The following is a 12,566-nucleotide window of genomic DNA, read 5'->3' on the forward strand; positions in this document are numbered from 1 at the left end:
TCCAAAGCAAAGCCCGCCCTGTGCGGGCTTTGTTGTTTCTGAATGAGCGTGTAGCAGCTGTCGAGCCTGCGAGGCTGCGTTCGAGGACGAAGTCCTCGCAAATCCTGTGAGTACAGTCTGACTGAATAAGCCCATTGCCCTTACGCCTGTTGGGCCCAAGCCCAAGCCCAAGCCCGAGCGCGGGTCGAGGAGAACGCAACCTCGCAGGCTCGGCAGCTGCTACATGGCACCCACAAAAAACCCGCAGATGATCACTCATCTGCGGGCTTCATTGTTACAGGCTAAGGCTTACGCCCGGCGCTCATGCATCCGCGCCAGTTGTCGCTCCAGCATCGATGGATAAGGTTCCATCAGTCGCTCCACGCAGCAAGCACCCTCGGGGCTGGCAATCGGACGAATCCGCGCGCGTTGACGAATCAGCACGTCGTCACTGATCTTGCGCTCCACCAGCAGCAGGTTGCGGCTGTGTTGCGACAGGGCCAGGGCATCCTGGGCGGATTCGGTCAGCAGCAGGTCGATCTGACTCATTCCGAACAATTCCTCGCCCAGCGTCAGCCCGAGCTGCAATTGCAGGGTAATGCCGCTGTCCGCGACCTCGATTTGCAACTGATGGCCCAGCGCCCGCAGCAGCTCGCCGCAGCAGATCGCGTTGGTCAGGTAGTCATCGCCGCTGTCTTCGGTGTGGAACAGCATCAGCGTGCTGCCATCGTTCAGGGTGTGCAGTTCGCTCTGATAGAGCGAGGCAGCCTGATCGAGACAGTCGCGATAGCGTTTGAGCAGCTCTTCCAGACGAGTGCGTGGCAGGCGACGCAGTTGATCCTGAGCGCCCAGTTGCACGGCCAGGACGGCGCTGTGTTGCGGCACATTGGAAATTACCGGTTTTGCTGCCGGCTTCGGCGCGCTGGCGACCGACTCATCACGCAGGTCTGCGAACGCATCGTCGTCATCGTCGTCTTCAACGGTGCTGACTATGTGCCGTGGCGCCGGTTTGAGGCTGGCTACCGGTTTGGTTTCATCGAAACTCGGGTCACGCAGGTTGCGTACTTCGAAGGTCGGCTCGTTGTCGTCCGCGTCTTCGTAATCGCTGTCGTCTTCAGGCTCGGGAAGCGGTTCCGGCTCGGCGGGCTCCGGAGCGAAATTGGCGTGCAGCTGACGGGCCAGATCGCCGATCTCATCCTGACGCTCGGTGGCCGGGGTGTATTCGTCGATGTTGCGCAGCCATACGCGTAATTGCAGCAGCGGTGTAGAGATGTGCCGACCCAAACGCAGGCTCAGGGCCAGGGACAATGCCAGCAGGATCGCACTCAAAATGCCCATGCTTTGCAGGCTGATGGTCATCGGCTGCTGGAACTGATCCATGTCCAGGCTGATGCGCAGTTGCCCGGCGGTCACGTCCTGGAAGGTGATCTTGCTCTGGTACATGCCCTCGGCTTCGCCCAGCAGGCTGTGCTTGGGACGCTGACCGGCTTCGGCGAGGATGCGGTTATCCACGCTATAAATGGCCGCGTGGGCCACCAGCTTGTTTTTGGTCAGGTTGTTGAGCAGCACGTTGAGGCTGAGGATGTCGTTGGACACCAACAGCTCCGTGGCGGACGTGGCCGTCTGCGTGGTCAGGCTTTCGCCCAGCGCATCGGCCTGCTCATGCATGGCCTGCTTGAACTGCAAACCCATCACACAGGCGTAGATCACCAGGGCCAAGGCGACCAGGATCACGTTATGGCTGGCGATGCGCAATGCAATCGGTACACGGCGGTGGCGCAGTGCACGGAAGATCAGCAGAAAGAAGTTATCGGTTTTTACTGGCGTGGGCCGGTTCACTTGCGCTCGGCTCTTTTGTCCGTGAAGTTGACGCGCAGTATAGCGACAGGCCCTAGGCCGTCAAAGCGCTCACGGTGCCCGATGGTCACTGAAAGTGGGTAGAATGCGGTTTTTTTCCACTTGCGGGGGTGCGCCTTGCGCGAAATCGTCCTGATAAACATCACGGGAGTCGACCGTCCGGGTCTGACTGCGGCCATTACCGGCGTTCTGGCCCAGGGTGGTGTGAACATTCTCGACATCGGTCAGGCGGTGATCCACGACACCCTGTCGTTTGGCATCCTGGTTGAAATTCCGGGTACCGAGCAAGGCAAGTCGGTGCTCAAGGACATCCTGTTCAAGGGGTACGAGCTCGATCAACAGGTCCGTTTCACGCCGGTGTCCGAAGAGGATTACCAGCAGTGGGTCGGCAATCAGGGCAAGAAACGCCACATCGTGACGCTAATGACCCGCAAAGTGACCGCCGAACAGTTGCAGGCCGTGAGTTCGATCACGGCCAAATATGGCCTGAACATCGATCACATTGATCGCCTGTCCGGGCGCATGCCGCTGGACACTCCGGCCGACAAGGGCAAGGGCTGCATCGAGTTTTCGGTGCGCGGCGAAGCGGCTGATCCACAGGCACTGCGTGCCGAGTTCCTGAGCGTTGCTCAGGAGCTGAACGTCGATATCGCCTTCCAGGAGGATTCGCTGTTCCGGCGCAACCGTCGCTTGGCGGTGTTCGACATGGACTCGACCCTGATCGAAGCCGAAGTGATCGACGAGCTGGCCAAGGCCGCTGGCGTGGGTGAACAGGTTTCGGCCATCACTGAGCGGGCCATGGCCGGTGAACTGGATTTTCGCGCCAGCTTCAAGGAGCGTCTGGCGTTGCTGCAAGGCCTGGACGTCAGCGTGCTGGATTCGATCGGCGCCTCGCTGCGTCTGACCGAAGGCGCCGAAACCCTGTTTGCCGAACTCAAGCGCCTGGGCTACAAAACGGCAATCCTGTCGGGCGGCTTCACCTACTTCGCCAAGCAATTGCAGGCCAAGCTGGGGATCGATTACGTGTTTGCCAACGAACTGGAAGTGGTTGACGGCAAGGTCACCGGTGTCGCGGTCGAGCCGATTGTCGATGCACAGCGCAAGGCCGACTTGCTGCGTGAACTGGCGCACAAGGAAGGTTTGCGTCTGGAGCAGACCATTGCAGTCGGCGACGGTGCCAACGATCTGCCGATGCTGGCGATTGCCGGGTTGGGCGTAGCGTTCCGTGCCAAGCCACTGGTGAAACAGTCGGCGAAGCAGGCGATTTCCACCCTGGGGCTGGATGGCGTGCTGTACCTGTTGGGTTTCCGCGATCGCGACGGTCAGCTCTAGGCAGCGCAAATAAATGTGGGAGCGGCGGTGCGGCGATCCGACTTGCCCGCGAAGAGGTCGGAACATCCAACATCTATGTTGTCTGTGCCGACGCTTTCGCGGGCAAGTCGGATCGCCGCACGCCGCTCCCACAGGGATGCAGTTTGGCCTTTAGGCCTTTGGCTGGCCCATGCCCTGGCCCATCTGCACCGAGACGCCAGCGGTCATTTCTTCCGACCATTGCACTTGATCCGGCCCGAACAGCACAACAGCGGTCGAACCCAGTTTGAAGCGACCCAGCTCCGCACCTTTTTCCAGGTGGATCGGTGCGCGGGCGGCTTCGTCGTAGCGGAAGGTTTTCAGCTCGCGTTTCGGCGGCGTGACCAATCCTGCCCAGACGGTTTCAATCGACGCGACAATCATCGCGCCCACCAGTACCACGGCCATCGGCCCGCGCTCGGTGTCGAAAATGCACGCGACGCGCTCGTTGCGGGCGAACAGTTCCGGGACGTTTTCAGCAGTGGTCTGATTCACTGAGAACAGACGGCCCGGGATGTAGACCATCTCGCGCAAGGTGCCGGCCAGCGGCATGTGCACGCGGTGGTAGTCCTTCGGCGACAGGTAAATGGTCGCGAAATCACCGCCCATGAACGGCGCGGCATTCGCCGCATCACCACCCAGCAGTTCCAGCACGCTGAAGCTGTGACCCTTGGCCTGGAACACGCGGCCGTGTTCGATCGGGCCGAGTTGGCTGACCGCACCGTCGGCCGGGCTGAGGATCGCGCCCGGTGTTTCGTCCAGTGGACGCGCCCCGTCTTTCAAGGCACGGGTGAAGAACGCATTGAAGTGTTCGTAGGCGGTCAGGTCTTCGACCAGCGCCTGGGACATGTCCACCTGGTAACGCTTGGCGAACCAGGCGGTAAAGGCGTTTTTGAACCAGCGCACGCGGCATTCGGCAATGCAGCCGGCCAGTCGCGAGAGCAAGTGATGGGGCAGCAGGTATTGGCTGAGGATAAACAGACGCTTATTCATTAACTGTCCTTAAAACCTTAAATCTCTACGGGGGTGTCGGGATGGTTGCCCCATTCGCCCCAGGAACCGGCGTAGCCTTTGACCCGCGGATAACCGAGGGATTTGGCCACCAGATAGGTGAAGCCAGAACGGTGGTGAGTCTGGCAGTGGGTAATCACTTCTTTGTCTTTGGTGATGCCGAGCTGTTCGAGGATCTGCGGCATGTCCGTTCGAATGCGCAAGTTGCGCGACTTATCCATGCCCGCGGTCCATTCGAAATTGACCGCGCCGGGAATATGCCCGCCCTTGGCCGCCAGCACTTTCTCGCCGGAGTACTCCAGCGGTCCGCGCGCATCCCAGATCGCCAGGTCGGCGGCGCCGAGACGGCTTTGCAGGTATTCGCGGGTGGCCGTAGGTTCGTCGTGCAGGGTCAATGCCACCGGGCCGCCAACCGAAGGCGGGATTTGGATCGACATCGGCAAACCTTCAGCCAGCCAGGCCGGCAGTCCGCCGTCCAGATAGTGGTAGTTGCGGTGGCCAATGACATCCAGCAGCCAGATAAAACGCCCGGCCCAGCCACCGCCTTCGTCGTCATAAACGACGTAGACCGCATTGGGGTTGTGTCCCAACTCACCAAACAACGCTTCGAGTGCCGCTTGCGCAGGCATCAGCCCCGGCGCAGGCAGCCTGGCCGAAGTTGCGTGCGCTTGAGGTCGACAAAGCGCGCGCCGGGAAGGTGCCCTTCGCCATAGCGAGCGCTGCTGGTCAGGTCCACCAGAATCAGGTCGCGGGCCTCGAGGCGAGGGAGCAAGTCGCTCGGCTCGATCACCAGCGGCAAGCCAGAGAAGTCAGACATGTGAGGTCTCCAGAGCACAAAAGTGTGGATTGTAACGCAGCGTCATTGGCCGCGGTGGCTAAAGGTGTTCAAGGCTTTCTCGATGCATTGCGCAGTTTTGCCGAAGGCTTGCACGGTGATTTCCGAGAACGGCCCGCCGCCCTGATCCGCCACCACCACCATGATCACCCGCCCATTGTTGACCAGCGAGCGCAGCAACAGGTGTTCGCCACGGAATTGCGCACGCAGGCTGGCCGGCAACAAGGCCGAAAACTGGGCGTTATTGGCGGGTGTCAGGCGCACCTGAGCCTGTTGCGAGAGCAGCCGTTGCAGCACCGAGCTTTGGCTGACCATCAGGTTCAGGCCGGCCGTTTCTGTTGGCAACCCGGCGACCTGATGCGCCCGCAGATTGGCGTGCGTGCGGTCGGCCATCAAAATCATCACTCGGCGCATCCCGCACGCGACCAGGGCGTCCCGAGCAGAGGTGGTCAAGTGCATGGCGTTGGTGAAGGGGCTGGGTTCTACCAGCAACTCGGCACATTGGCTGCGCCACTTCGCCAGGTCTTCGGTGGTCGGTGCCGCTGCCGGAAGCAACCTGGCGTGGACACGATTCGTGCCTGTTGGCCAGAGCAGCGAGGCGGCGGGGTGCCACAGGTCCGGCATGGCATGCAGTCGGGCGCTGTTGGCGGCTTGTTGGTGCAATTGCTGCTGCACCTCGGCCATCGGCATTTGCAGATAAAGGCTGGTCAGGTACTGCCAGCGCTCGCTGTGAGGGCTGTCCCACGCCTGTTGCGCCGACAGTGCCAGGCCGTTGGCCAGCAGCACGGTATTGGCCGGCTGATTGAGCCAGCGGCGCAGCGTCGGATCGTCATCCAGGCGGTTTTGCTGGCGCAACGGATGATCGCTGTCGCGGGCAATGCGCAAGACCTGGACCAGTTCGCGCTGCTCGGTCAGCAGCAGGCGATAACCTTGTTCCACCCAGATCGGCAGGCGCCAGATGCTCACCAGTGCCTGGCAAATCTCCAGCAAACGTACGCCGAACAACTGCTTCTCGACTTTTCGCGCCGATTCACCTTGATGGATGACCCGCAGTTCCCACTCTTCAAGCAACTGCGGATGGGTCAGTGCCATCGGCCACAGCGGCGAGAGAAACAGCAGGCTGCCCCAGTGAATGTCCTGCCACAGCCGCGCCAGTCGACCGGCAAAAAAACCATTGGCCTGCTGCGTCGCGTGCTGGCTGATCAATTGCAGTTGGCGCAAGGCAACCGGAATCTGCGATTGCGGCTCCGCGGGCAGGCGGGCGAGCAGTTCTTCGGTGCGTTTCGAGCCGAGGCGATTGATCGCCACTTCAAGGTTTTCCGCAGGCTCGGTCATGCTGCCGTGGGTGTGCCGATTGGCTTCACGAATGATGCTCAAGGCCAGGGCCGGGCTGTCTTGCATCAATTCCGCAATGTCGCGAAGCGAACTGCGGCTGTCAGTTATGGCCCTGCACACACGATCGTGACTGTCCTGCGGAACCGGCAGACGCACGCCATCGAGCAGCTTGACCCAGCCTTCAAGCGTGGTCGGTTTTTGAGTTGGAATGTTCGTTTGGTTAGCCATGGTTGGACGCAATCTTCGTCTGCATTACCTATGCCCGGAGTAGGCTAAATTAGCTTTTCGCTTGAACGGGCTATAGTCTGGCGCAGTTTTGCCGATAAGGAGAAGAAGAGATTTTTCGACCTCCGAATATGACCTGGAACCCGACTCAGTAAGTGCTCTCCTACCTATGGCTAAAATTCTCGGCATCATTGTCGTATTCGCGAGCGTGCTCGGCGGATACGTGCTCTCCCACGGCAAGATTGCCGCCCTTATTCAGCCTTTCGAGGTAATGATTATCGGTGGTGCGGCACTTGGCGCATTCCTGCAGGCCAACCCGGGCCATATGGTCAAGCACGTTCTCAAGAAAGCTTTCGGGATGTTCAGCTCGCGTTTCAACCACACCTTCTACCTTGAAGTGCTGGGGCTGATTTACGAGATCCTCAACAAAAGCCGCCGCGAAGGCATGATGGCCATCGAAGGCGACATCGAAGATGCCGCGGCGAGCCCGATCTTCGCCAAGTACCCGGCGGTGCTCAAAGATGACCGCATGACGGCGTACATCTGCGACTACCTGCGCATCATGTCGTCCGGCAACATGGCGCCCCATGAGCTGGAAGGCCTGTTCGACATGGAGCTGACCAGCCTCAAGGAAGACCTGGATCACCCTTCCCACGCGGTAAACGGCATTGCCGACGCCATGCCGGGTTTCGGTATCGTGGCGGCGGTACTGGGTATCGTGGTGACGATGGCCTCCCTGGGCGAAAGCGATCAGAAAATGATCGGTGTGCACGTCGGTGCGGCACTCGTCGGTACCTTCTTCGGTATTCTCGCCGCGTACGGTTTCTTTGGCCCGTTGGCCCACGCCCTGGCCCACGATGCCAAGGAAGAGCTGAACGTCTACGAGGCCATCAAGGCGTCGCTGGTGGCTTCGGCATCCGGCATGCCGCCATCGCTGGCCGTGGAATTCGGTCGCAAGGTTCTGTATCCGGCGCACCGTCCCTAGCTTCGCTGAGCTGGAACAAGCGGTTCGCGGTCGCTAAGTCATGGAAAATAACCAGCCGATCATCATCAAGCGCGTCAAGAAATACGCGAGCGGGCATCACGGGGGCTCCTGGAAAATCGCTTTCGCGGACTTCGCGACGGCGATGATGGCGTTCTTCCTGGTGCTGTGGCTGCTCTCCACCGCAACACCAGAACAGAAGATTGCCATCGCCGGTTACTTCAAGGACCCGGTCGGCTTCACCGAAAGTGGCACCCCGTTCATCATTGATCTGGGTGGTTCGCCCACCCTGGCGCCGGAGAAGACCCTCAACCCTGAGGGTGAAGTCCCAGCCTCAGCCAGACAGAGTCACCGTCGACACCGAGCAGATCGAAGGGATGGCCGAGCTGGTTGAAAAGGAGCGCCTGGAACTGTTGCTGCAAGAATTGCAGAACAAGGTCGATGAAAATCCGCAGCTGCAGAAATTCAAGGACCAGATCCTGTTCGAGATCCACACCGGACGGTTTGCGCATCCAGATCATGGACGCCGAAAACCGGCCGATGTTTGATTCCGGCAGTGCGCGCCTGAAGCCGTATTTCGAAGACATCCTGCTGGCCATGGCCGACACCATCAAAGCGGTGCCGAACAAGATCAGCATCAGCGGCCACACCGATGCCAAACCGTACTCGGGCACCGGTGATTTCGGTAACTGGGAACTCTCGGCCAACCGTGCCAACGCCGCTCGCCGTGCGCTGGTGGCCGGCAGCTATCCCGATCAGCAAGTGGCGCGGGTAGTCGGTTATGCCTCGTCGGCGCTGTTCGATCGCGAAAACCCGTTCAATCCGGTCAACCGCCGGATCGACATCGTGGTGCTGACCAAGAAAGCCCAAAAGGCCATTGAAGGTTCGCAAGGTGCAGAACCTGCGCCAGAGCAGGCGCCAGCCCAAGGGCAGGGCGGCCCGGGCGAAGTGCCGGCCAAACCGGTCGATCCAATCGCATTGCCGGCGGATAAAGAACCGCTGCCGGCCCATGAGCTTCGCGAACGTTTGAATCTCTTCGAAAACCCGCCACCGAAACCGGCGGAACCGCCGAAGCAGTGACCCACAAAAAAAGCCGACAGCGATGTCGGCTTTTTTGTGCCAGTCAGAAACCCCGTCGAATGCGGTTCTTGAGCTGGTCATGGAACAGTTCGGCATCACGCCGGTGAGTGCCGCGAACGGATTCGCTGAACGACTCCAGCCCCATTGAGCGTTTGGAGACCAGCTCCTCGCGATAGGCATCGATAAAGAAGTTGATGTCGTTCTCGCCGCTCAATTTCGGCCATTTATCGAGGTACTGCGGCAGTGCGCTGGGGCCGATCTTGTACGAGCAGATCCTTCGATTGCTGATGGTGGCCTCGCCGATTTCGAACGGCACCCACCACGACTGTGCAGTCTGCTCCGAGACCACGGCCATCAGGTGCGTGCATTCGGTGATATTGCGTGTGATCACAGTAGTGATGTCTTCAGTGGTCTGCGACTCCGGGTCCAGCACGTCGAGGTAGGTCTTGATGTTCGCTTGCGTCAGGCGCGTGTTAATGGCCATCGCATAGGCGCGGTCGGTGTGGCGGTAGCTGATAAACACGGGCATCAGAAATGTCCTTTGAGCGCGAGTTCGCGGTAATAGGCACCGAGGGCGGTGAGGCGGCATCCGGTGGCGTTGATGGCCGCGTAGTACATGTGTTCGGCATCCACCGGTTCGATCAGGCTATGGCGATTGCACTTTTGCAGCTGCTTGAAGATGTGACCGTGGTCCGGGTCATACGTGGCTTCGGTGGGCTCGTAGCTGGGGTCGAGGGCGTACACAGACTGGGCCTCGGGAAACCATTCGGGTAACTGGCTCAGTATTTCTTCCAGGATCAGCGGCGGGACGTCGCGCAGGGCGATGAATTGCGACACGTTGGTTTTAAACACCGGACGTTGATCCCAGGCGCCCAGCGCGTTGTCTACGAACGAATACAGGCTGCCGGGCGTAATCTGGCCCAATACGTTGGCGGCACCGCCGTGAAGCGCTTGCAGCAGCAGGCCGGTGAACACGCCGTGGCCGGATTCTTCCAGGGCTGATTGGGCTTTCTTGCAGGCGGTCAATATCGTCATGCCTTCGCCGATCATGCTGGCGCCCCCGCGCAGACTGCGCATTTCGCCCGCAGCACCCGCTTCACAGCAATCGAGAATGATGACTTTGTTTTTGATCTTGTCGGCGGCGTTCGCCCACTGAAGGATGTCGCTGATGCGAATCCCATCGTTGCTGCAGCGATAATCCTGGGGAATCAGCATGCCTTCATCGATACCGCTTTCGAAGTGGCCATGTCCGGCGAAGTACAGCAGTGCCACATTGCAGTCGCCGGAAAACAATTGCTTGATGTTCTCTTCCAGCATCTGGCGACTCAGGTACTCCTCGGCAGATGTCAGCACCAGGTTTTTGAAGTTGGGTTTGCCCGTCGCATGCCGCTCCAATATCGAGGCCATGGCGATGGCGTCATTGTTACAGCCGGTGAGCGGCGCGACATGCGTGTAATGATTGATGCCGATAAACAGTCCCTTGCGCATGATCACCCCGCCGTATGCAGGCGAATCGCACTGACGATGCTGTTGGTGTTCCACGCGCATTCAGCATGTGCCGCGTCCCGCACCACCGTGGAGATCCGCTCGGCACCAAATGGTTTGATCGCGATAATCACCTTGCCCATGCGCTTGGCGATCTCGATTTCCTTGTTGATCCACTTGCTATAGGTGGAATACATGCCGGCCATGATCAGCACCGCCGAGCAGGGACGGATCTTGTTCTCGATGGCTTCTTCAAGTTGTTTGTCGGTTTGTGCGCCGACAATCGGGTTGTGCGGCGGAACTGAGAAATTTTTGAATTGGAACGATGGTTGCGCAGTGAGCAGTCGCACCAGATTGTCGTGCGCGTCAGAGTAGTTCCACGAATGGCTGATGAACAAATGGTAGGTTTGCATGGTTGTCCCTCGGTATCGCGACAGTGCGAAGAGGAACCGAATTTAGGCGTCTGAATTGCCCCCGCAAGACCTGCGCGGATAAAGAGAAACATCCTGCAAGCAGGTAGGCGCCAGGCTGACCGAAAGGTCTGACGTTTAAAACGCGGGGAGTTTTGCAGGGCGGGGGATTTGTAATCGGCAGCCTCTCAGGCGTGAGGCTGCCGATACGTCTGTTTAGTAACTGGTTTCAGGCAAACTGGCGATGATCGAGCGGTAGCTGTTCATCCGTTGTTGCTGCACGCGGCCTTCTTCGAGGGCCTTGAGCAGCGCGCAACCCGGTTCGCGGTCGTGCTTGCAGTCGCGGAAGCGGCAGGTGCCGATCAGGTCGTTGAACTCGATGAAACCGGCTTCGACATCGGCACGGCTGACGTGGCCCAGGCCGAATTCACGAATGCCGGGGAGTCGATCAACTCACCGCCACCGGGGAAGTGGAACAACCGCGCGGTGGTCGTGGTGTGGGTGCCTTGGCCGGACAACTCGGACAGCGGGCCGACACGGGCTTCGACTTCCGGCAGCAGGCTGTTGACCAGCGACGACTTGCCGACACCGGACTGGCCGACGAACACGCTGATGCGTCCGTCCAGTTGTTCCTGCAGTTGCTCCATGCCATTGCCGTGGTGCGCCGATACTTCCAGCACCGGGTAACCGAGCGTGCGGTAGACCGCCAGCAAGGCATTCAGCGCCGGGGCGTTCTGCTCGTCGATCAGGTCGAATTTGTTCAGCAGCAGCAACGGCCGGATACCGGCGTGCTCGGCGGCGACCAGGTACCGGTCGATCAGGTTGGCGTGAGGCTCGGGCAGCGGGGCGAAAACGATGACGATCATGTCGACGTTCGCGGCAACAGGCTTGAGCTGGCCACGGCTGTCCGGGCGGCAGAGTTCGGTTTTACGCGGCAGTTGCGCCACGATCACGCCGATCCCTTGGTTGCCGGCGCGCCAGACCACTTGATCGCCGGTTACCAGAGCCGGGAGGTTGGCACGCAAGTGACAGCGGAACACCTGGCCAGCCAGTTCGCCATCCAGCGCCTCGACTTCGACCTGCACACCGAAGTGCGCGATCACAAGGCCGGTCTGTTCCGGACCCAGGTCGCCACCCTCAAGTGCCTCGACAGCCGAGGACTCGCGTTTGGCGGCGCGGGCAGCGCGTTCGCCCTGAATCTTTTCGATGCGCCAGTTTTGACGACGATTGAGTTGGCGTTTGGCCATGGGTGTTCCGTATCAAAGAATGCAGCGATTAGGTAAAACGGCCGCGAGTTTAGCACGCCCCGCCGGTTGCCTAGGCTAAACTGCGCAGCATTGCCTAGGAGCCGACACATGCAAAACTCGCAAAATCTGATCTGGATCGACCTGGAAATGACCGGTCTGAACCCTGATACCGACGTCATCATCGAAATGGCCACCATCGTCACTGACAGTGACCTGAACACCTTGGCCGAAGGTCCGGTGATCGCCATTCACCACAGCGACGAAATCCTCGCCGGCATGGACGAGTGGAACACCCGCCAACACGGCGGCTCGGGCTTGACCCAGCGCGTTCGTGACAGCCGGATCAGCATGGCTGAAGCCGAAGCCCAGACCATCGCCTTCCTGGAACAGTGGGTGCCGAAAGGCAAGTCGCCGATTTGCGGCAACAGCATCTGCCAGGACCGCCGCTTCCTTTATACGCACATGAAATCCCTGGAAAGCTACTTCCACTACCGCAACCTCGACGTATCGACCCTCAAAGAGCTGGCCGCACGCTGGGCGCCGGACGTGCGCGACAGCTTCAAAAAAGGTAGCACTCATTTGGCGCTGGACGACATCCGCGAATCGATTGCCGAGTTGCAGCACTACCGCAAGAACTTCATCAAGTTCTGATTGAGTCTCGGGTGACGCCATCGCGGGCAAGCCTTGCTCCTACAAGTGCGTTGTCCGCGCTGATTTTGTAGGAGCAAGGCTTGCCCGCGATGCAGGCGACGCGGTCCTGCGCGATGATC

Annotated in this window: 8 protein-coding genes and 4 pseudogenes; 4 read left to right on the forward strand and 8 right to left on the reverse strand. The window is 60.0% G+C overall.

Going from position 1 to position 12,566, the window contains the following annotated elements:
* Positions 1-288: 288 nt before the first annotated feature.
* Positions 289-1,818 (reverse strand): AhpA/YtjB family protein, encoded by a 1,530-nt coding sequence (locus tag AB4N76_RS16590; RefSeq protein ID WP_077432364.1) that lies wholly within the window; start codon positions 1,816-1,818, stop codon positions 289-291.
* A gap of 135 nt (positions 1,819-1,953) precedes the next feature.
* Between AB4N76_RS16590 and serB the strand changes: the two genes are divergently transcribed.
* Positions 1,954-3,168 carry a phosphoserine phosphatase SerB gene (gene serB / locus AB4N76_RS16595; protein WP_460163262.1) on the forward strand — a complete coding sequence of 405 codons (1,215 nt, stop codon included), beginning with the start codon at positions 1,954-1,956 and terminating at the stop codon, positions 3,166-3,168.
* 150 nt (positions 3,169-3,318) lie between these two features.
* Here serB and asd read toward each other — a convergent pair whose 3' ends face one another.
* From asd to AB4N76_RS16610, 3 genes and pseudogenes are all read right to left on the reverse strand, one after another.
* Positions 3,319-4,179, reverse strand: a complete 861-nt coding sequence (gene asd, locus AB4N76_RS16600) for an archaetidylserine decarboxylase (protein WP_046028385.1) — start codon at positions 4,177-4,179, stop codon at positions 3,319-3,321.
* Positions 4,180-4,196: 17 nt separating this feature from the next.
* Positions 4,197-5,014 (reverse strand): annotated as a pseudogene (locus AB4N76_RS16605) (rhodanese-like domain-containing protein).
* 42 nt (positions 5,015-5,056) lie between these two features.
* A complete protein-coding gene (locus tag AB4N76_RS16610) occupies positions 5,057-6,595 on the reverse strand; it encodes an HDOD domain-containing protein (RefSeq protein ID WP_460163263.1) in 1,539 nt (512 codons plus the stop codon).
* Between the two features lie 166 nt (positions 6,596-6,761).
* Between AB4N76_RS16610 and motA the strand changes: the two are divergent.
* Positions 6,762-7,614, forward strand: a pseudogene (motA, locus tag AB4N76_RS16615) (flagellar motor stator protein MotA).
* Between the two features lie 3 nt (positions 7,615-7,617).
* Positions 7,618-8,654, forward strand: a pseudogene (gene motB / locus AB4N76_RS16620) (flagellar motor protein MotB).
* Between the two features lie 43 nt (positions 8,655-8,697).
* On the opposite strand, the gene AB4N76_RS16625 reads toward motB, so the two are convergent.
* The 4 genes and pseudogenes from AB4N76_RS16625 to rsgA form a co-directional block, all read right to left on the reverse strand.
* Complete coding sequence (locus AB4N76_RS16625; protein ID WP_077432365.1) at positions 8,698-9,183, reverse strand: toll/interleukin-1 receptor domain-containing protein; 486 nt, start codon at positions 9,181-9,183, stop codon at positions 8,698-8,700.
* Entirely contained in the window at positions 9,183-10,142 is a 960-nt protein-coding gene (locus AB4N76_RS16630) for a caspase family protein (protein WP_046028392.1), read from the reverse strand. The genes AB4N76_RS16625 and AB4N76_RS16630 overlap by 1 nt, the downstream gene beginning before the upstream one ends.
* Positions 10,143-10,144: 2 nt before the next feature.
* The gene (locus AB4N76_RS16635; RefSeq protein WP_046028393.1) at positions 10,145-10,552 is read right to left on the reverse strand and encodes a TIR domain-containing protein; all 408 of its coding nucleotides are present in this window, start codon (positions 10,550-10,552) and stop codon (positions 10,145-10,147) included.
* A gap of 213 nt (positions 10,553-10,765) precedes the next feature.
* Positions 10,766-11,796: pseudogene (gene rsgA, locus AB4N76_RS16640) on the reverse strand (small ribosomal subunit biogenesis GTPase RsgA).
* Between the two features lie 108 nt (positions 11,797-11,904).
* Between rsgA and orn the strand changes: the two are divergent.
* Positions 11,905-12,447, forward strand: a complete 543-nt coding sequence (orn, locus tag AB4N76_RS16645; RefSeq protein ID WP_046028395.1) for an oligoribonuclease — start codon at positions 11,905-11,907, stop codon at positions 12,445-12,447.
* Positions 12,448-12,566 lie beyond the last annotated feature (119 nt).

This window comes from Pseudomonas sp. S2_F03 (assembly GCF_054668335.1).